The sequence below is a fragment of the Paraburkholderia sp. SIMBA_030 genome, from assembly GCF_046535245.1.
In the GTDB taxonomy this organism is placed as follows: Bacteria; Pseudomonadota; Gammaproteobacteria; order Burkholderiales; family Burkholderiaceae; genus Paraburkholderia.
The window spans coordinates 33,018-53,403 of sequence record NZ_JAWRXB010000026.1 but is presented as its reverse complement, the minus strand read 5'-3'; the positions used below and the strand labels follow the sequence as shown (position 1 = coordinate 53,403).

Sequence of the window (20,386 nt, the reverse complement as noted above, 5' to 3'; positions counted from 1 at the left end):
GCGCGCATCGTCGCATGCCGCTGCAGCGCCCTGAAACCAATCATTTTTCATACGCATAACCGCACGGAATGGAAAAAGCTTATACGCGGGCGATATGCGCGATTTCCGATAGCGAAGCTATCCGAGTGTCGCGCCAGCGCGACACATGACAAAAATAACCGAAGCTGTCACAGACCTTACTCTGCATTCCCTTAAATTTCGCCCCATCGCACGACCTCGCCGGAGAGCCGGCGTCGCGATCGCTTAATTTTTAATCGGAGAATTTCCTTGAACAAGAAAGTATTAACCGCCGCTACTCTCGCCGTCTTCGCCAGCGCCGCCCATGCGCAAAGCAGCGTCACGCTGTATGGCCTGATCGATGCCGGTTTCACGTATGTCAATCATGCCGGCACCCAAGGCCAGCACCTCTATCAGTACGGCGACGGCGTCTCTCAAGGTAGCCGTTGGGGCCTGCGTGGTTCTGAAGACCTCGGTGGTGGCCTGAAGGCGCTCTTCACGTTGGAAAACGGCTTTAACTCCGGCACCGGCGCGCTGGGTCAAGGCAGCTCGCTGTTCGGCCGTCAGGCATTCGTCGGTCTTTCGCAGAACGGCATCGGCTCGCTCACGTTCGGCCGTCAATACTCGTTCTCGACCGACTATCTCGGCGGCTCGTACGCCAACGGCGGCCAAACCGTCGCAGGTAACTACGCCTATCACATCAACGATATCGACCAGCTCACGTCGAGCCGTATCAGCAACTCGGTCAAGTTCAGCAGCGCGAACTTCGCGGGCCTGACGTTCGGCGCGATGTACGGCTTCTCGAACCAGGCCGGCGCATTTGCCGGCGCACCGGGCGCCACCGGTTCGTCGTCGGCTTACAGCTTTGGCCTGAACTACGCGAACGGCCCGTTCGGCATCGGCGCTGCGTACACGGACATCCGCTACCCGGGTTCGGCATCGCCGACGACCTTCTCGACGACGCTCGCAAACTCGGCGATCAGCGGTACGGCCAAGGATCTGTCCACGGTCGGCGTCGGCGGCAAGTACTCGATCGGCGCGGCTACGATGTGGGCTCTCTGGACGCACACGAACATCGAGCAGATCACCGGTCACATGACGACGTTCAACGCGTACGAAGCAGGCGGCAAGTACGCATTCACGCCGGCATTGACGGGCGCACTCGGCTACACGTACATGCAGGCAAAGGATCTGACCAACGGTCACTGGAATCAGATCGACGCCAGCGTCGACTACGCTTTGAGCAAGCGCACCGATGTGTACCTGCTGGGCGTCTATCAGCAAGCTTCGGGCAAGACGGCGAAAAATACCGATCTGCAAGCGCAAATCGGCTCCAGCGCGAGCAGCTACCTGCCGGCCGCAGGCGCAAGCACGCAGCTGGCGGTTCGCGCAGGCCTGCGTCACAAGTTCTGATCGGGTGTTGTCGGCGGGGAGCGCGAGCTCCCTGCTGTCCCGCGGTTCTGGAAAACGCCCTACGGGGCGTTTTTCTTTTGGGCAGTCAGTGCAGGCACCGTATGACGTGCCCGACGCTCACGCCGACGCGACAGCCACCATCACCGAGTAGGCCTTGAAGACCGCTGTCGCCGGTTGCCCAACGGCTAGCGCAAGCGCGTCGACGGCATCGTTCGTGATCGTCACGACGGGCATCTTCCAGTGCGTGAACACATCGGCGAGTTGTCCGCGCAGGTCGTGGCGCAGCAGCGGGTTCAGCGCGGCAAAGGGCTCGTCCAGCAACAACAGCTCCGGCCCGCAGGCGAGCGCACGAGCCAGTGCCAGGCGCTGCTGCCCGCCCGACAAGACGGCTCGGCGGCTGCGCGTCAGTTCGGTGAGTTCGAGCAGCGCGTCGACCCGCGCGGCGCGACGCTGTTCGACCTGGGCGGCTTAAGGACGAGCTGGTAGCGCTACTCGGCTGTCTCGGAGGAGCGGCGAACGCTATCGCCGCGCTTAGACCGGGGAAGTGGCTCCAGCGAATAAACATTCGCATCCGAAAGTCATATACTGGCTCGGTCTGCCTGCTGGCTCTCGCGCAGTTGTGGTATGCGTTCGCATAACTATTCGAGCAGTATTGGCGCGCCCGGTGCGGGAAGACTAACGGCGTCGTGCCCGCCTCGGATCAAACACCAGGGGCTGAGCCGTCTGCCTGCGCATGTTCTTTTGGCCAAGCCGACGACCTGAAACCAGGTGGACCGAGCTTCACCTCAATTGCCTGTTTGGACGAAGCCATGCTGACGATCGACGACATCCGGGCGATTCCACTGTTTTCAACACTCCCTGACGACGAACTGGAGCATCTCGCGCACACGTCGGCAGACCTGCATCTGTGTGCGGGTGAATTCGCGGTCCATGAAGGTGGAGAGCGCGCGCTGTATGCCGTTCTGGCCGGCAAGATGGAAGTCATCAAGACGTTCGACGGTATCGAGCGCACGCTGGGCTGGCGTCTGCCCGGAACCATTTTTGGCGAAGTGCCGCTCGCGCTGAGTTCGCCGTTTCCAGGCGCCTATCGGGCCGCAGAGCCGTCGCGTGTCATGCGCGTGGACGCCCAGCGTTACTACGTACTTGCTGCCGCGTCGCCAGAAATTGCGTTCAAGATGGGCACCCTTGCGCGCGAGCGCATCGGCGGGTTGCAAGGCCTCTCGGCAGAGCCGCCCAAGCCCCGCGTGACCATGATTGGAAGTCGCTGGGACAACGCTTGTACAGCGTTGCGCCAATTCCTCGCCCGCAACCAGATCAGCTACGACTGGATGACACCGGATGCGCCCGAACTGACGACGCGCTGGCCTGGAACCTGTCCGTCAGAGGAGGATTGCCCGGTGTTGCGGCTGGTCGACGGGACGGTGCTGAGCCGACCTGCAACACGCGAGCTTGCTGGGTTGCTGGGTCTGCAGACGCAGCCCCGCCTGGCCGAATACGACACGGTGATCATTGGGGGCGGGCCGGCCGGTCTTGCTGCGGCAGTGTACGGTGCGTCGGAAGGCTTGCGTACTGTTGTGCTGGAGCGCGAAGCTCCGGGCGGGCAGGCCGGGACATCCTCGCGTATTGAGAATTACCTCGGCTTCCCCAACGGTGTGTCGGGCGACGAACTCGCGAGCCGTGCACTGCAGCAGGCAAGGCGGCTCGGTGCAGAGATTCTGGTGACACGGTCTGTCGCTCGAATCGATGTCGATGGGCGTAACGTTCACCTCGACGGCGGCGACGTCATCCGGGCGCGAACGATCATTCTCGCGACTGGCGTCACGTGGCGCCGCCTCCTGATCGATGGCTTCGACCGGTTTATCGGTAAAGGAATTTACTACGGCGCGTCACGCAGCGAGGCAAGCGCTACTCACGGACTCGACGTCTATCTGATCGGTGGAGGAAACTCGGCCGGCCAGGCCGCTTTGTACTTTGCCAATCATGCGCGCATGGTTACGCTTGTCTTGCGAGGCGATTCGCTTGAGAAGAGCATGTCTCGCTACCTTGTCGAGCAGCTTCGCGAGAAGTTAAACGTAGCGGTGCAACTGCGGTCGGAAGTAGTCGGTGCATACGGCGATACCCATCTGACAGCGATCGATGTACGCGATGGACTGAGCGCAGAAGTGCGTCGGCACGACAGTGGTGGATTGTTCGTGTTCATTGGCGCCGATGCACAGACCGAGTGGTTGCCAGAGGAAATCGCGCGCGACGTGCGCGGATATGTTCTCACCGGAGACGACGTCGTTAAGGCAGGACGCTGGTCCCATAGCCGGGATCCCTACCTCCTTGAGTCGAGTGTTCCTGGCGTATTTGCCTGTGGGGATGTGCGATTGAGCCCGGTCAAGCGCGTCGCTTCAGCGGTCGGTGAGGGCAGCATGGCAATCGCGTTCGCCCACAAATATCTGCAGCATTAACTATGCTGCATGCCACTGGTAAGACGGCACGCGTCGCGTTATATCGTGCTGGAGGGATCAGGGCGACGCGACAAGATGCGCCGCGTCGCTACCTCGCCAGTCGGTCTTGCTGCTGAGATGCCAGACGTTCGCTGGCGGCGCATTCAGCCAGACAGTTTTGATGCGATGCCAACGCAAGCCTATAGGGGCCGTAAATGGAACTCTCGGTTGATACGTGAATTGCACAAGACGTCGAGCGCGGTCCGCGTAGAGGAGTTCGGCGAAGGCCGCAACCGTTGGTTCGACGACGCCAGACGAAAGCGAACGAAACGGCAGGCCTGAGACAATAATCGTCTTGGCTGGCAGTTCTTGCAGAATCGAAACGTTCTCATGGAATGCGCCGCCGACCACATGGGCCTGTGGAAATCGCCCTCTCAGTTCGGTGGCCAATTGATCTCCTAGCTCGAATACGATCAGCCGCGCCGACGGGTGCCGGCGCACGAGGGAGTCCGTCACGACTCCGGTGCCAGCTCCCACCTCGACGATCGCCTCGAACGCCTCGACGCCGTCAGCCATGGCATCGGCGAGACAACGCGACGAAGGAGCCACTGCGCCTACGGTTGCAGGGCTTCTTAACCATTGCTTGAAGAAACTCAGGTTCATGCGGGGGAAGGAACACGACGTCGGACTGTCTACGAATGTGCCCCAGTCGTGATGCAATTGCGGAAACCGCTTCGAGGATAGCAGATAGAAGCTGACGCGAAACGGACAGGGCCATTACAGATTTGCCATGAGGTACTTTTTATGCCGAGGCTGGCCATCCGTTGTGGAGAAAGCCGGCGGGCCGAAGTGGGTCGACTTCTGCCGAACAAGGGACGGGCATACAGCATTCGGTTTCGCGCACAGCGCGACGCCGCGAGGCGCTATGCGAAACCGATGTCTCGTCTGGTATCGTCGGATGATACCGATGACCTCGTGTCCGCATTGAAAGCGGATGCGGCGGGCAAAGGAGCGCTGGCCTGAAAAAATAGCCTGGATACCCGAAGGCATCTGATTTATGTGCAGAGATAATGGTCAAACCTTTTTCTGCGACGCGCCACTGTGAAAACCCGCGACAGTCAGTCTGAGCCGGACGCGCCCGAATCGGAAACACCCGCTTACTGGCGGGAGCACGAAATGTTGCTGCTGCAACAGGTGATGGCGCACGTCGGCAAGTCTTTGTCGCCGGCACCCGTACTGCGCGAGATGCTGCATTTGATGTCCGAACTGCTCGGGCTAAACCGCGGACGCGTCGTGCTCGCCGATCCCGATCGTCGCCACGGCCGCATTCGTTACGCGTATGGCCTCACGAAAGAGGAAGTAGCACGCGGCGTCTACGCGTTCGGCGAAGGCATCACGGGGCGCGTGCTGCGCGACGGGCAACTTACGATCGTGCAGGACATCGACAACGAGCCTGCCTTCCTCGGGCGTGCCGTAGAACGCGAAAAGCTGCCGCCGGGGCCGGTTGCGTATATCGCACTGCCTGTCGTCGTCGAGCGGATCACGGTCGGCGTGCTGGCGTGCCACCGTATCCGGCGCCGCTCGCGCGCACTCGCCGACGACGTCACGCTTTTGCGCATTCTCGCGACACTAACCGGGCAGTTGCTGCAGCTCGAAGCGAGCCTCGAACAGAAGACTCGCACGCTCGAAATGCAGAACGCGGCGCTCGCACGCGCACTGGAATCCGCGGCCGCGCGCTACGGAATCATCGGCACATCGCCACCGCTGTTGCGGGCCATATCCGAACTCGAGCGCGTGTCGGACTCGTCGGCGAGCGTGTTGCTGCTGGGCGAGTCAGGTACCGGCAAGGAATTGTTCGCACGCGCGCTGCATCTTGCGAGCCCGCGTTCGGACAAGGCGTTCATCAAGATCAACTGCGCCGCCATTCCCGACACGCTGTTCGAATCGGAGCTGTTTGGCTACGAACGCGGCGCGTTCACGGGTGCGGCAACCGCGCGCGCCGGCTGGTTCGAGCAGGCCAATGAAGGCACGATCTTCCTCGACGAGATCGGCGAATTGCCGCTCACGATGCAAACGAAGCTGCTGCGCACGCTGCAAGAGGGCACGATCACCCGGCTCGGCGGCAAGTCGGAGATTCGCGTCGACGTCAGGCTCGTTGCTGCGACCAACCGCGATCTGCAAGGCGAAGTCGCGCGCGGCACATTCCGCCAGGACCTCTTCTACCGGCTCAACGTGATACCGATTCGGCTGCCGACGCTTGCCGAGCGTCGCGACGACATCCGCGAGCTGGCGCTGCATTTCATCAACCACGCCAATCAGACGAACCAGCGCAACGTGAATCTGACTGCCGGTGCGCTCACGCGGCTCCAGGAATATCCGTGGCCCGGCAATATTCGCGAGCTGACGAACCTGATCGAACGCATCGTGCTGCTGGCGCAAAAGCCTTTGCTCGACGCGAGCGACATCGAGGCGTTTCTGCCGCCCGGCACGGACGAACCGGTGTCCGCCAGGGCAGAGACGCCGACGGTCGAAGCACCGGCGTACGCCGGTGCACCTGCTATCCGGCCGTATGGCCGCGTTGGTTCTCACCCGGCGCAGACGCTCATCGATGCCGTTGCGCAATGCGGCGGCAACAAGTCGCGCGCCGCGCAAATGCTCGGCATGACCGCGCGTCAGTTCAGCTATCGCTGGCGCAAGCTCGGCCTCGCCGACGAATAATCGGGCGCGATGACAATGGCGACATTGTCGACATTGTCAGTCATCGGTTGGGCCGGCGAGCGCCAGGAGAAATGACGGGGCAGCCCTTGTATCTCGCTCGAAGCCTTATGGTGCAAGACTCCACGGGGAGAAAGACCCGCCTGGCATACCTGTTGCTTTTAAGGCATCGCCCACAGCCGCACAGTCATGTGCGCACCGTGCGGATACCCGAATATCAGCGATCAGGAGTCTCACTTGAACACCGCAACCGATTTTCCGACCACCGTCTCCACCTACCTGCGTCCGATTGACCGCGACGGCCTGATGGCGTTTGCCGAGAAGGGCCGCAATAACCCGGGCGCGCGCGGCAAGAATAACGTTCACACGGTGATGCAGGGCATGTACCGCTCGCTCAGCTATGTCGGCAATCATCAGCCGGTCGTCGTCGATGAGCCGCTGCATCTGTTCGGTGAAGATACTGCGCCGGCGCCCGGCGAAATCGTCCTGTCCGGTCTGGGTGGCTGCCTTGCGGTCGGCATCACCGCCGTCGCGACCTGGAAGCAGGTCAAGCTGTCGAAGCTCGAAGTGTTTCTTGAAGCCGACATCGGCAATCCGGCCGCATGGGGCGCAGGCGGCGCGCAGATGGAACCCGCTCAGATGGGCTTCCAGAATATCCGCGTGAAGATCGCCATCGAAGGCAACGCGAGCCGCCAGCAACTCGAGGAGATCGTGCGTCACGCGAACTTCTATTCGCCCGTCGCGAATTCGATGCGCAACCCGATCCCGATGAGCGTTGAACTCGCGGACTGAGCGGCTGGTCATTCTTCCGCAGCCGCATTCAGGCTGCGGATCATCAGGGACATCTTCATGGAAAGCGCACTGTTAGCACGTGAATCGTGCGGGCTCGCCGTTCAAGGCGGCAATGCCGGCGACGGCTGGCGCGACGAAACCGTCATGAAGCGCGTGACCGACATCGCGCGCGGACCGCTCGCCGCAGCGGCGCAGCGCATCGACGAAGGGCATTACCCGCTCGATGTAATGGCGTCGCTCGGTGCGGCCGGCGCGCTCGGCGTGCATCTGGACCAGCATGGCGGGCGCTTCGGCCTGTCGCTCGCGGCGATGCAGGAGGCGAGCCGCGCGTGCGGCGCGACCGGCTTTCTAATGTGGGCGCACGACGTCTGCGGTCTCTACATCGAGCAGTCAGGCAATCCGCATCTGCGCGACGCGCTGCTCGACGACCACGCGCACGGGCGCACGTTCGGCGGCACGGCCTTGTCGAATCCGATGAAGGCATTCTCGGGTATCGAGCCGATGATGTTCCGCGCGACACCGGCGGCCGGCGGCTATCTGGTCAACGGCACGTTGCCTTGGGTCAGTCATATCAAACACGGGCAGTATTGCGGCGCGATTGCCACCGTGCAGCGCGACGACGGCTCGGTGTCGCACGAAGTGATGTTTCTCCTGAAGTGCGATGAGCGCGTCGAACTGCGTCATTGTCCGGTATTTTCGGGCATGGAAGGCACCAGCACCTGGGGCGTCCGGCTACGCGATTACTTCGTTGGCGAGGCGGATCTGATCGCCGATCCCGCGCGGCCCTTCATCGCGCGCATCAAGCCCGCGTTCATCCTGCTGCAGGTGGGCATGGCGCTTGGCGTTGCGCAGGGCAGCATCGATTCGAGCGTCGAAGTCGAACCGCTGCTCGGTCACGTCAACCGCTTTCTGCACGATCGGCCCGACGAGCTGTCAGCTGAACTTGCCGAAGCGTCGGCGCAGGCGCAACGGCTCGCGCAAAACGCGTACGACGGCAGTACCGACTATCTGCTCGACGTGCTCGACCTGCGCGCGCGCGGCGCCGAACTCGCACTGCGCGCTGCACAGGCGTCGCTGCTGCATCAGGGCGCGCGCGGCTATCTGATGAGCGCTGCGCCGCAACGCCGGATCCGCGAATCGCATTTCGTCGCGATCGTGACGCCCGCGCTCAAGCATCTGCGCTGGGAAATGGCGCGTCTTTCCGCAGAGGAACTGCCGGCATGAGCATGATCTCCGTCGACTGGAAACAGTTCGTCTGCCGCGCTTGCGGCGTCATATACGACGAAGCGCTCGGCGACCCCGACAGCGGGCTCGCGCCCGGCACGCGCTTCGACGATATTCCGGACGACTGGTCGTGCCCGCTATGCGGTGTGACCAAGGCCGACTTCGTTCCCTACGTGGCGGCCACGCTTGCCGCGCAAGACGCGGCAGGCAGCGCGTACGCCGACCGGCGCGAGGGCATCGTCGTGGTGGGCGGAGGCACGGCCGGATGGGCAGCGGTGGAAGCAATCCGTGCAGTCGATTCGGGGGTGCCTATCACGCTCGTCACGGCCTGCGACGGCGACCGCTATCGCAAGCCCGAACTGTCGATCGCATTGAGCGAGCAGCGCACGCCCGAGCGCCTCGTCAGCGAACGCGGCAAGGACGCAGCCGCGCGCTTGCGCGTCCGGCTCTTCGCCGGCACTTACGCAACGGGACTCTCGCCCGCGCTGCATCAGTTGCGCACCACGTCCGGCACGTTGCGCTACACGCATCTCGTGATCGCGCAGGGCGCCCGCGCAACGACTCCGCCGCAATTGCCGCGCCACCTGTGCTGGCGCATCAACGACCTGGCGATGTGGCAGGGCGTGCGGCGCGTGCTGATGAGCGGGCGCAAGCGCGTTGCGATCGTCGGCGCGGGGCTCGTCGGGTGCGAGCTGGCCGAAGATTTCACGCGCGCCGGGCACAGGGTGACGGTGCTCGATGTACATGACCGGCCGCTCGCGATGCTGTTGCCGCCCGCCGCATCCGAGCGTCTTCTCGGATGCTGGCACCAGCAAGGGATCGGCTTTCTGCCGTCGCGTCAGATCACCGGCGTGACGCTTGAGGGCGCGTTGCCGCACGGCGCGCGCGTCGTGCATACCGGCCACGGCGAGGCGATCGAAGCCGATCTCGTGCTGTGTGCGACCGGACTCGGCACGCAAGCGCGGCTCGCGCGTTCGGCGGGGCTCGCGTTCGAACGCGGCATCGTGGTCGATCCGCGTACGCTCGCAACTAGCGCAGCCGATGTGTATGCGCTCGGCGACTGCATCAGCATGGCAGGTGAGCCGTGCCGCTATATCGAGCCGATTGCGGCGCAGGCCGATGCGATCGCTCATCAGGTGCTCGGCATCGAGCACGCGGGTTACCGGCATCAGCCCCCTGTGATCCGCGTGAAGACGCGCTCGCTGCCGATCGTCGTGCGTGGTTTGCCGTCGCGCGAGCTGGCGTGGCAAACGGTCGTCGACGAGCCGACAGTTCTGTCGATGGCGCAGTGCCGCGATGGTCACATCGTCGCGTCGCTCGACGTTGGGCGGCCGCATTCACAGATGGCGACTTGACGACGCTGTTCGGCTTCAACCGGTTTTTCCACATACGGGATTCGCGATGGATAGCGTAAATCGTTACCGGCCGTTCGACGCCGATGCCACGCTCGGCGGCTGCGCCTGCGGGCGTCATGCAGATTCTTTCGAGCACGAAGAGGCGATGCGCGCTCCGCAAACCGACGATGCCGATACCGTGATGCGCGACTTCGTCGAAGCCGCCGGCGTGCGTGCACTGTTTCCGCACGACGCGACCCGTCGCCGGTTCATACGCGCTGTCGGCAGGAGCGCAGCATGTGCGGCCGTCAGCAGCGTGCTGCCGATTGCGTTGCTGCAGGAGGCGTTCGCGCAGGAGCGGCGCGGCAATCTCGAGAAGCGCGATCTCACAGTCGGTTTTCTGCCGATCACCTGCGCGACGCCGCTGATCGCCGGTGAACCGCTCGGGCTCTATCGCGAGCAGGGGCTCAACGTGACGCTGCGCAAGGTCGGCGGCTGGGCGCTCGTGCGCGACCAGATGCTCAATCACGAACTCGACGCATCGCACATGCTCGCGCCGATGCCGCTCGCCATTTCGATGGGCATCGGTTCGCAACCTGCGCCCACGCGTGTCGCGACGATCCAGAACGTCAATGGCCAAGCCATCGTTCTTTCGCTGCGTCATAAAGAGAATCGCGATCCGCGCAAATGGAAGGGCATGCGTTTCGCGATTCCGTTCGACTACTCGATGCACAACTTCCTGTTGCGTTATTACCTCGCCGATCACGGCATCGATCCCGATCGCGACGTGCAGTTGCGCGTCACCCCGCCCGCCGAGATGATCGCGAACCTGCGCGCGGGCAACATCGATGGCTTTCTTGGCCCCGATCCGTTCAACCAGCGCGCGGTGTTCGACGAGGTCGGCTTCATCCACGTGCTGTCGAAGGACATCTGGGCCGGGCATCCGTGCTGTTCGTTCAGCGTCTCCGAAGCGTTCGTACAGCAGAACCCGAACACGTTCGCCGCGCTGCTGCGCGCGAACCTCAAGGCGTCCGCTTTCGCCCGCGCGCCAGCCAACCGGCTTGCGCTGGCGAAGATGGTGTCGGCGCCGGCGTTTCTGAACCAGCCCGAACTCGTCGTGCGCCAGGTGCTGACGGGCACCTTCGCCGACGGTCTCGGCCATGTGCAGCGCGTTGCTGACCGCATCGATTTCGAGCCGCTGCCTTGGTATTCGATGGCCACATGGATGATGACGCAGATGAAGCGCTGGGGTTACGTGAAGGGCAGTGTCGACTATCAGGCGCTCGCATCGCAGGTGTTTCTGCTGACCGATGCGCGCGCGGCGATGAAGCAGGTGGGCGACGTGCAGGACGCCTCGGCCGTCTCGTCCGGTCAGGGTTACCGGCCGGTCACGGTGATGGGCCGCGCGTTCGATCCCAGCCGCCCGAATGAGTACGTCAACGGCTTTGCCATCAGACGCGTCTAGGCGCACTTCGCACGAAGGAGAACCCGTATGACCCAACCGATGTCTTTATCGTTGCGTGCCAGAGCGGCGTTGTGCTCGGTCGCGCTGCTCCTGTTGCTGCTGGCGATCTGGCAGGCGGCAACGTACACGCCCACTGGCGGCACCGCCAACGGTCCCGCACAGCGTGCCCGAAGCGCGGAAGAGACCGAATACCTGATGCTGATGGGCAAGATTCCTGAGACGGCCGCGGGCGGCGTACAGGCCACGAAGGTGACCGGCTTTCCGACGCCCGCACAGTTCGCGCACGAAGCTGGGCGTCAGCTCGCCCATCCGTTTCGCGACGACGGACCTAACGATAAGGGCTTCGGCATTCAGCTCGGCTATTCGCTTGCCCGTGTGGCGGGCGGCTATGCGCTCGCGCTTGTCGTTGCGGTGCCGCTCGGCTTTCTGATCGGCATGTCGCGGCTCGCGTTCATGACGTTCAATCCGTTTATCCAGGTACTCAAACCGATCTCGCCGCTCGCGTGGATGCCGATCGCGCTCTACACGATCAGAAGCTCTTCGACGTCCGCGATCTTCGTGATCTTCATCTGTTCGGTGTGGCCGATGCTGATCAACACGGTGTTCGGTGTCGCGGCCGTGCGGCGCGACTGGCTGAACGTCGCCCTCACGCTGGAAGTGCCGCCGCTGCGCCGCGCGCTGACGGTGATTCTGCCCGCCGCGGCGCCGACCATCGTGACCGGCATGCGCATTTCGATGGGCATTGCGTGGCTTGTGATCGTTGCAGCGGAGATGCTTGTCGGCGGTACGGGGATCGGCTATTTCCTGTGGAACGAATGGAACAACCTGTCCCTGTCGAACGTACTGTTTTCCGTGCTGCTGATAGGACTGACGGGCATGGTGCTCGATCTGTTATTCGCCCAATTACAGCGCAAGGTGACCTATGTCGACTGACCCCGCTCGAACGCAACCTGCCAGCGCCACCAGCTTTCTGAGCGTCGAAGCGCTGACCAAGCGCTATCGTGACGATGCGCCGCCCGTCTTCGAAGACGTCAGCTTCACGATCGACAAGGGCGAATTCGTCTGCGTGATCGGACATTCGGGCTGCGGCAAAAGCACGATTCTCAACGTGCTGGCCGGGCTCGAAGCGCCTTCGAGCGGGCACGTCATCATGGACAATCGAGAAGTGTCGGGACCCGGTCTCGATCGCGGTGTCGTGTTCCAGAATCATGCGTTGCTGCCATGGCTCACCGTCGATGCGAACATCGCGTTCGCGATCCGCTCGCGCCACCCTGACTGGAGCCGCGAACAGATCGCCGTGCACGGCGCGCGCTTCATCGACATGGTCGGGCTGAAGGGCGCGGGCCACAAAAAGCCGTCAGAGCTGTCGGGCGGGATGAAGCAGCGCGTGGGCATCGCGCGCGCATTCGCGATCGAGCCGCGCATGTTACTGCTCGACGAACCGTTCGGCGCACTGGATGCGCTCACGCGCGGCGTGATTCAGGACGAACTTCTGAAGATCTGCAAAGCGACGCACCAGACCGTGTTCATGATCACCCACGATGTCGACGAGGCCATTCTGCTGTCGAACAAGATCATGCTGATGAGCAACGGCCCGCGCGCGCAGATTGCGGAGATCGTCATCAATACCTTGCCTGCCGACCGTCGTCGCGAAACGATCCATCACGATCCGCAGTTCCACCGGATCCGCAATCACCTCGTCGATTTTCTGGTGCGTCGCTCGCGCGAACTGCACGACCCGCGTGCGGCTAAGCCCGGCAGGAGCACGCAACCGCGCCTCGTGCGCCCTGGCCTCGACGACGTCAACGAAATGATCGGCACGACCGTGCCGGCAATGAAGGCAATCGCCTGACATTTTCAACAGGAGCACACAATGATTTCCAGCCGCAGTGAAGTGACGCAGATGATCGTTTCGGCGAAAGTCGCGAACGGTCTCAAATGGAGCGAGATCGCAGAGCGCATTGGCGCGAGCAAGGAATGGACGACGGCCGCGTGCCTCGGGCAGATGACGTTCACGAAGCATCAGGCGGAAATCGCTGGCGAGATCTTCGGTTTGTCCGAGGAGGCGGTGGCGTGGCTGCAGATCGTGCCGTATAAGGGTTCGCTGGCCACGTCCGTGCCGACCGATCCGCTCATCTACCGGTGGTATGAAATCGTCAACGTCTATGGCTCGACGATCAAGGAATTGATCCACGAAGAATTCGGCGACGGCATCATGAGCGCCATCGACTTTTCAATGGACATCCAGCGTGAAGCAGATCCTAAGGGAGACCGCGTGAAGGTCCTGCTGTCGGGCAAATTCCTGCCTTACAAGACGTATTGACAGCGAGGTTACGGGGCAAGCCCTCCTGGCAAATGACAAATCGGTAATCGAGGTGACACTGTTCGGCAAGCAACGCCACGGGAGAATAGAAGTAATGTTCAATCTACAGGCGGCACGACATCATGTTGACCCATCGTTCCGGAATTGCGACAGTTATCGCCACCGCCGTAGCATTGTTCGTTTTGCTTGCCGGTGCCGGTTTTGCTTTCATGTATTCCGGGGTGTACGACGTCTCAGCAAGTTCCAAAGACAACCCGATCGTAGCGAAGATGCTGCACGGGACGTACGAAGCCTCCTTACACCGGCGCGCTGGATCTGACGTTGCGCCTGGCGACCTGCTGTCGCTTGAAAACATTCGTGCGGGTGCGCGCATGTACGACGTCAGCTGTGCCCTCTGTCACGGTGCGCCCGACCGGCCGCTAAGTGCCATTGGACATGGCATTCAGCCAGCCGCGCCCTCGCTGCTGTCTGCAGACCGTCGTAATAAGCCAGTGCTGATGTTCTGGACGATCAAGCATGGCGTGAACATGACGGCCATGCCGTCGTTCGGGACGACGCAGTCGGACCAGGCGATTTGGCAAGCGGCTGCGTTTATCTACGCCGAGCGCGGGATATCGAAGGAAAAATACGGCCAACTGGTACACGGTAACGTCCAGGTTGCCAACACGGCCGTATCGAAGAGCAGCGTTACACCGAACTCCCGATAAAGCGCTGTTTGCGATCTAACGCTAACGTCGGCAGCGGCCGCTCACCCGCCGACCGCAGCGTGGACACAGCGGCCATGCTGGCGCCGTGCTACAAGGCCGAAGGCAACGGCGCGGTGACGCTGATCACCGACGGTTGCCTCGAATGCGGCAGTCGCCGCATTCTCTGCACCGACCACCAGAACATCGAGTGGGACTACCCGCGCGGTGGTCACGGCATCCTGTTCAAGTTCGGTTGACGGACATCGATTTCAGCGATCCATTTGTGAACCGTTTTCCTCGTGAATCGTGTCGAGTGCCGGTGTCCAACTGCTGCGGGCGAGGTGCGGCCCAAGCGATTCATAGCCTGGCTGACGGGTCGGAGCGGTTGGAGCGCTGCCCGACGTTTGTATCGCGGCGGACGGCGGCGCCGGAACCACACACTGACCGGCCCTGAAATCAATGCATTTGCGTATGAACCGGGCCGTTTCTCAAGGACGAGGTCGACTGCCTTGCCAAGCCCGCTGGAGCAACTCCCGAAGGGGAGCAAGCTCCACTGGACGTGGGTTCCAGTATGGATTCGACATTGCCACTTCGCACGCGTGATCGAGGTCGGCCTCGCTCAGTCCAATCTCACGCAACCCTCGTGGCACACCGAGCTCATGGCTCAGTTCATATAAACCATCTGCGGCGGAGTCGGCATTGAGTGCCCGCGCAATTCGTGTCATTGCATCCGCTGCCGCGATACTGTTGTAGGCGAGCGCATGTGGAAGAACAATTGCGTGCGTCTCCGCGTGCGGAAGGTTGAATGTCCCGCCAAGTGTGTGGCAGAGCTTGTGATGGAGCGCCATACCGACATTGCCGAGAACCGTTCCACAAAGCCACGCGCCATACAGGCACTCACTGCGCGCCGTCTTGTCCCTGCTGCTCTTCTTCACGCCACGCAGACCATTGGCGAGTGCCCGGATTCCCTCTTCAGCCATCAGCGACATGACCGGGTTTCCGTCCTTTGCATACAACCCCTCGGCCGCATGTGCGATTGCATTCAGGCCGCTCACGAACGAGAGGTGATCCGGCAAACCGACTGACAACTCCGGATCGTAGAGAACCGTTTTTGGAAGAACCTTTGCGTCGCGCCCGGTTCGCTTGAGCCCATCCTCGGTTATGCCGTAGATCGGGGTCATTTCCGAACCCGCATAGGTCGTCGGGATGGCGATAATCGGCAGGGATGATTCGAGCGCGACGGCCTTGCCGAGACCAATCGTCGAGCCTCCGCCAATGGCCACCGCACAATCCGCGTTAACCGCTTTCGCGTACTCGCGTGCACGGCGAGCGTTTTCAATGGGTACATGCATCTGCGCCCCGTCAAAGACTCCGGCACTCGACGGACCGAGCAGAGATGAAACGATCTCGGCCTGCGCTCTCTGCTCCGGGGTGCACAGAACCAGCGCCCTGCGAGCTCCCAGCGTCTCGACTTCCTGCTGGATGAGCTTCATGCTGCCGGCGCCGAATACCACCCGCGAAGCGAGCGTCGTGTAGGTAAATTCGTACATAAGACTCCCTATCGTTCACCGACTCGAACGTAATCGACCTGGTGCCGGGCAATACGGCTGTCCCCGATGACCTGCTTGACGCGCAGATGCTCGGGATGGGATGCGTATGCCTCCAGCGATTCCGGATCCATAAACTCGGTGTAGAGCACGATGTCACAGGCGTAATCGACACCGCTCACGTCCATGCCGACCTCGAGCTTCGTTAGTCCCGGGATTTTTCCGATCAGACTTTCGAAGGCGCTCTTCACCAGTTGAGCCGCTTTTTTCTTTTGCTCGGGCGTTTCACCGCGAACATCCCACATAACGATGTGCTTGATCATGTCGATTCCGTATTTGCTACTGATACGCGTGAGATTCATCCGTTTAGATATCCTCACCGGTCGCCGTTTTGCCTCGGTCTGCCTGGCACTCCGCCGTTGAAATTGACCGCTTTTCGTCCGCACGGTCTGGCTGCACGTCGGGAATCCGAAGCTCAGGCCTTGTTTTTGTTGTACACGTCAACAAAGACGGCCGCGAGCAACACTACGCCCTTGATCACCTGCTGGTAGTCAACGCCGATGCCCATGATGGACATTCCGTTGTTCATCACGCCCATGATGAAGGCACCTACTACCGCGCCGACCACCCTCCCCACACCCCCAGAAGCAGACGCACCGCCAATGAAGCATGCAGCGATCACATCCAGCTCAAAGCCCGTTCCGGCTTTCGGCGTGCCGCTGTTCAATCGGGCTGCGAAGATGAGGCCGGCCAATGCGGCTAGAACGCCCATATTCACGAACGTGAAAAAACTGATCGTCGGAACACTGACACCTGACAGCCTGGCCGCCTTCGCGTTGCCACCCACTGCGTAGATACGACGGCCAACGGTCGTGCGATTCATGACGAACGTGTACACCCCAATCAGCACTCCCATGATGACGAGCACCGTCGGCAGGCCGCGATACGAAGCAAGGAGGTAGCAGAAGAACACAATCAGGCCGGTGAGGAGAACGTTCTTCGCGACGAACATCGAGAACGAGCCACTACCCATACCGTATTTCGTCGCACTCGCGCGGTGTCGAAATTCAATGACGAAGAAGAGCACGCCCACCAGAACGCCGAGCAGAATGGACGTGACGTGCAGGCTTTCCCCGTGAAATACGTCGGGAATGAAGCCGGAACTGACCGTAGCGAAAGCGTCGGGGAACGGCCCAATGGACTGGCCCTGCAACACGAGATTTGTCAGCCCGCGAAACACCAGCATGCCGGCCAGTGTGACGATGAAGGACGGCATCCGCCAGAACGCAATCCAGTACCCCTGAATTGCACCGATCAGCGCGCCTGTCACGATACAGATAAAAGTGGCCAGCACATAGTTGACATTGAACTGCACCATCAGCACCGCTGCGAGTGCGCCCACCAGTCCGGCTGTCGAACCGACCGACAGATCGATATGGCCTGCAACGATCACCATCAGCATGCCGAGGGCCATGATGACGATGTAGCTGTTCTGAAGTACCAGATTCGTCAGATTAAGCGGTTGCATCAACACGCCGCTTGTCGACACCTGGAAGAATGCCATGATGACGATGAGTGAAATCAGCAGCCCGTATTCACTGGCTCCGCGCTTGAGCGCCCGGCCGATTTCGCTATTTTTCACTTCGGCGTCCTGCGGCGTCGCCGATAAGAGTGCCTTACGCATTTCAGATGCCTCCATTTCGCATAATTGCCCGCATGATCTTTTCCTGCGAGACGTCTTCCGCGGTGAACTCGCCGACGAACCGGCCTTCGTTCATGACATAGATGCGGTCGCACATGCCAAGAAGTTCCGGCATTTCCGAAGAGATCATCACGACGCACTTACCCGCCGCAACCGCTTGATTGACGATGCTATAAATCTCGTACTTCGCTCCCACGTCAATGCCGCGCGTTGGCTCGTCGAGAATGAGCACCTCGGGTCCGGAAAACAGCCACTTGCTCAGCACGACCTTCTGCTGGTTTCCGCCAGACAGATTGCCAACGATGTGCGTTACGCCTTGGGCACGGATCCGGAGCATTTTCAGGAAATCCGCCGCAACCGTTCTTTCCTGGTGCTCGTTGACAACCCCGAGCTTCGATACACCAGCGAGGTTTGCCAGTGTGATGTTTCGCTGGATGTTGTCGTCGAGCAGCAGGCCGTTTCCCTTCCGGTCTTCGGTCACGTACGCGAGGCCTGCTTTGATGGCCTTTTGCACCGACGAAACGTCAACCGGCTTGCCGCGCATCAGCACGGTCCCGCTAATGTCCTGTCCGTAAGTCCCACCAAAGACGCTCATCGCAAGCTCCGTCCGGCCGGAACCCATCAGGCCTGCGATGCCGACGATTTCGCCTTTTCGCGCCTTGAAGTTGACACCTTTGATGACGGCGCGGTCCCGCTGGGTCGGGTGCTGCACATGCCAGTCCCTGACCTCTAAAATCACATCGCCGATATCCGGCGTCCGCTTCGGATACCGGTCCGACATCTCGCGGCCGACCATCGCCTTGATGATGCGGTCTTCGCTCACGCTCTCTGCCTTGCAGTCAAGTGCATCGACCGTCGAGCCATCGCGGATGACTGTGATTCCATCGGCCACACGTGAGATCTCGTTGAGCTTGTGCGAAATGATGATGGACGTCACGCCGCGCTCCTTCAGCTCAAGCAGCAGATTGAGCAATGTGTCGCTGTCCTTTTCGTTCAGGCTCGCGGTAGGCTCGTCCAGGATCAGCAGACGAACCTCTTTCGACAGCGCCTTGGCAATTTCGACAAGTTGCTGCTTGCCGATACCAAGCGTAGCGACGGGGGTATCGGGCGAGTCGGCCAGGCCGACCTTTTCCAGCAGTTCCCTCGCCTTCGAGCGGGAGCCCTGCCAGTCGATAACGCCTCGCTTCGACTGCTCGTTACCGAGAAAGATGTTTTCGGTAATCGAAAGCATGGGCACCAGTGCGAGTTCCTGGTGGATGATGATGATGCCCACTTGCTCGCTGTCGGAAATATCCGAGAACGCACGCTCTTCACCGTCATAGACCACATGGCCCGCGTACGTGCCGTGTGGATAGACGCCGCTCAGGATTTTCATCAGCGTCGACTTACCCGCGCCGTTCTCGCCGCATATGGCGTGAATCTCGCCTTTGCGGACTTTAAGATTGACGTTATTCAGGGCTTTGACCGCGCCAAAGCTCTTCTGAATTTCGTTCATCTCCAGGATGGTGTCCATCGTCATATTCCTCGGATTGGCCACGTTTGACACATGCCTGTGTGGTGCCGGACCTCCGCCGGATGCCCGGCACCCACGAATGCCACGACTGTGTTACTTCAATTGCGCCTGCGTGTAGTAACCGCTGTTGATTAGCGTCGACTGGTAGTTATCCTTGTCGACGATGACAGGCTTCACGAGATAGGTCGGAACGATCCTGGCGCCGTTGCTGTAGCTTTTCGTGTCGTTCACAGGCACAGACTTGCCCGTCAGCGCGTCATCCACGATGTCGGCCGTGATGCTCGCCAGCTTGCGCGTATCCTTGAACACGGTCGTGGTCTGGTCGCCGCGGATGATGGCCTTGACGTTCTGAATGTCGGCATCCTGGCCCGTGACCACCGGCATCGGTTGCTGCGCCGAACCATAGCCGACGCCCCTGAGCGACGAGATCACGCCGATCGCGATCGCGTCGTTCGGCGTCCACACGGCATCGAGACGGTCCTTGCCGTAGAAGGCGCTCAGCAGGTTGTCCATGCGGGACTGGGCGGTGGCGCCATCCCGGTTGCGGGTGGCGACTTTCTCGAACGCGACCTGTTTGCTGCGAACGATGAACTTCCCGCTGTCGATATACGGCTTGAGCACCGACATGCCGCCTGCGTAGACCATGTGCGCGTTGTTATCGTCCGACGAGCCGCCAAAGACTTCAATGTTGTACGGGGTCTTGCTGCCCTTCTTCTGCCAGGCGGCGACGATGCTCTGCCCCTGCAGGACACCCACGCCGTAGTTGTCAAACGTCGCGTAGTAGTCGACGTCCCTGGTCTGGCTGATCAGGCGGTCGTACGAGATGACCTTGATATGATTCTTTTGTGCAAGCGCCAGCGCGTCAGAAAAAGTCTTGCCGTCGATCGGGGCGATCACGAGTGCCTTGACGCCCTTCGCCAGCATGTTTTCGACCTGGTTGACCTGCGTCGGGACGTCATAGTTGGCGTACTGCAGATCGGCGGAATAGCCCTTCGCCTTCAGCGCGTCGACCATGCTCTTGCCATCGGTGATCCATCGCGACTCCGTCTTGTCTGGCAGAGAAATCCCAATGACACCCTTTTCCTGCGCGTAGGCGGGTACGGATGCCGCAGACAATGCAATCGAGGCGGCCATAGCTACCGCTACGTTCTTGACGATGCTCATCGTTTTGTCTCCTGATAAGGACTGCATAATTAGAGTCTGGCTCTCGTTAGCCAGTTTTTGATGGCCGGCCCCGAACGGA

General features: G+C 61.3%; 17 protein-coding genes and 2 pseudogenes. 12 read left to right on the top strand and 7 right to left on the bottom strand.

The window, feature by feature from the left end:
* The first annotated feature begins 267 nt into the window (after positions 1 to 267).
* Positions 268 to 1,410, top strand: coding sequence for a porin (locus SB772_RS33940; protein WP_410837498.1), 1,143 nt, complete (start codon positions 268 to 270; stop codon positions 1,408 to 1,410).
* 117 nt (positions 1,411 to 1,527) lie between these two features.
* Here SB772_RS33940 and SB772_RS33935 read toward each other — a convergent pair.
* Positions 1,528 to 1,857 (bottom strand): annotated as a pseudogene (locus SB772_RS33935) (ATP-binding cassette domain-containing protein); the annotation flags it as partial.
* 362 nt (positions 1,858 to 2,219) lie between these two features.
* Here SB772_RS33935 and SB772_RS33930 point away from each other — a divergent pair.
* Positions 2,220 to 3,863, top strand: a complete 1,644-nt coding sequence (locus SB772_RS33930) for an FAD-dependent oxidoreductase (protein WP_410837497.1) — start codon at positions 2,220 to 2,222, stop codon at positions 3,861 to 3,863.
* A gap of 57 nt (positions 3,864 to 3,920) precedes the next feature.
* Here SB772_RS33930 and SB772_RS33925 read toward each other — a convergent pair whose 3' ends face one another.
* The gene (locus tag SB772_RS33925; RefSeq protein WP_410837496.1) at positions 3,921 to 4,418 is read right to left on the bottom strand and encodes a hypothetical protein; all 498 of its coding nucleotides are present in this window, start codon (positions 4,416 to 4,418) and stop codon (positions 3,921 to 3,923) included.
* Between the two features lie 600 nt (positions 4,419 to 5,018).
* On the opposite strand from SB772_RS33925, the gene SB772_RS33920 reads away from it, so the two are divergent.
* The 10 genes and pseudogenes from SB772_RS33920 to SB772_RS33875 form a co-directional block, all read left to right on the top strand.
* The gene (locus SB772_RS33920) at positions 5,019 to 6,560 is read left to right on the top strand and encodes a sigma-54 interaction domain-containing protein (protein ID WP_410837495.1); all 1,542 of its coding nucleotides are present in this window, start codon (positions 5,019 to 5,021) and stop codon (positions 6,558 to 6,560) included.
* A 303-nt stretch (positions 6,561 to 6,863) separates the two neighbouring features.
* Positions 6,864 to 7,349: an OsmC family protein gene (locus SB772_RS33915; protein ID WP_410837562.1), complete on the top strand. Its 486-nt coding sequence runs from the start codon at positions 6,864 to 6,866 to the stop codon at positions 7,347 to 7,349.
* Between the two features lie 57 nt (positions 7,350 to 7,406).
* Complete coding sequence (locus SB772_RS33910; RefSeq protein WP_410837494.1) at positions 7,407 to 8,573, top strand: acyl-CoA dehydrogenase family protein; 1,167 nt, start codon at positions 7,407 to 7,409, stop codon at positions 8,571 to 8,573.
* Positions 8,570 to 9,928 (top strand): FAD-dependent oxidoreductase, encoded by a 1,359-nt coding sequence (locus SB772_RS33905; RefSeq protein WP_410837493.1) that lies wholly within the window; start codon positions 8,570 to 8,572, stop codon positions 9,926 to 9,928. Before SB772_RS33910 ends, SB772_RS33905 begins: the two co-directional genes overlap by 4 nt.
* 46 nt (positions 9,929 to 9,974) lie before the next feature.
* Entirely contained in the window at positions 9,975 to 11,372 is a 1,398-nt protein-coding gene (locus tag SB772_RS33900; RefSeq protein WP_410837492.1) for a CmpA/NrtA family ABC transporter substrate-binding protein, read from the top strand.
* A 27-nt stretch (positions 11,373 to 11,399) separates the two neighbouring features.
* Positions 11,400 to 12,305 (top strand): ABC transporter permease, encoded by a 906-nt coding sequence (locus tag SB772_RS33895; RefSeq protein ID WP_410837491.1) that lies wholly within the window; start codon positions 11,400 to 11,402, stop codon positions 12,303 to 12,305.
* A complete protein-coding gene (locus tag SB772_RS33890; RefSeq protein ID WP_410837490.1) occupies positions 12,295 to 13,224 on the top strand; it encodes an ABC transporter ATP-binding protein in 930 nt (309 codons plus the stop codon). The genes SB772_RS33895 and SB772_RS33890 overlap by 11 nt, the downstream gene beginning before the upstream one ends.
* 21 nt (positions 13,225 to 13,245) lie before the next feature.
* Positions 13,246 to 13,695: a cyanase gene (cynS, locus tag SB772_RS33885; protein WP_410837489.1), complete on the top strand. Its 450-nt coding sequence runs from the start codon at positions 13,246 to 13,248 to the stop codon at positions 13,693 to 13,695.
* A 122-nt stretch (positions 13,696 to 13,817) separates the two neighbouring features.
* Positions 13,818 to 14,402: a c-type cytochrome gene (locus SB772_RS33880; protein WP_410837488.1), complete on the top strand. Its 585-nt coding sequence runs from the start codon at positions 13,818 to 13,820 to the stop codon at positions 14,400 to 14,402.
* Between the two features lie 80 nt (positions 14,403 to 14,482).
* Positions 14,483 to 14,638: pseudogene (locus SB772_RS33875) on the top strand (ferredoxin family protein); the annotation flags it as partial.
* Between the two features lie 231 nt (positions 14,639 to 14,869).
* Here the strand turns inward: SB772_RS33875 and SB772_RS33870 are convergent.
* The 5 genes from SB772_RS33870 to chvE form a co-directional block, all read right to left on the bottom strand.
* Positions 14,870 to 15,931: a maleylacetate reductase gene (locus SB772_RS33870; protein ID WP_410837487.1), complete on the bottom strand. Its 1,062-nt coding sequence runs from the start codon at positions 15,929 to 15,931 to the stop codon at positions 14,870 to 14,872.
* A gap of 8 nt (positions 15,932 to 15,939) precedes the next feature.
* Positions 15,940 to 16,251 carry a Dabb family protein gene (locus SB772_RS33865; RefSeq protein WP_410837486.1) on the bottom strand — a complete coding sequence of 104 codons (312 nt, stop codon included), beginning with the start codon at positions 16,249 to 16,251 and terminating at the stop codon, positions 15,940 to 15,942.
* A 152-nt stretch (positions 16,252 to 16,403) separates the two neighbouring features.
* Complete coding sequence (mmsB, locus tag SB772_RS33860; RefSeq protein WP_410837485.1) at positions 16,404 to 17,612, bottom strand: multiple monosaccharide ABC transporter permease; 1,209 nt, start codon at positions 17,610 to 17,612, stop codon at positions 16,404 to 16,406.
* 1 nt (position 17,613) lies between these two features.
* Positions 17,614 to 19,143 (bottom strand): multiple monosaccharide ABC transporter ATP-binding protein, encoded by a 1,530-nt coding sequence (gene mmsA, locus SB772_RS33855; RefSeq protein WP_410837484.1) that lies wholly within the window; start codon positions 19,141 to 19,143, stop codon positions 17,614 to 17,616.
* A 93-nt stretch (positions 19,144 to 19,236) separates the two neighbouring features.
* Positions 19,237 to 20,307: a multiple monosaccharide ABC transporter substrate-binding protein gene (gene chvE, locus SB772_RS33850; protein WP_410837483.1), complete on the bottom strand. Its 1,071-nt coding sequence runs from the start codon at positions 20,305 to 20,307 to the stop codon at positions 19,237 to 19,239.
* Positions 20,308 to 20,386 lie beyond the last annotated feature (79 nt).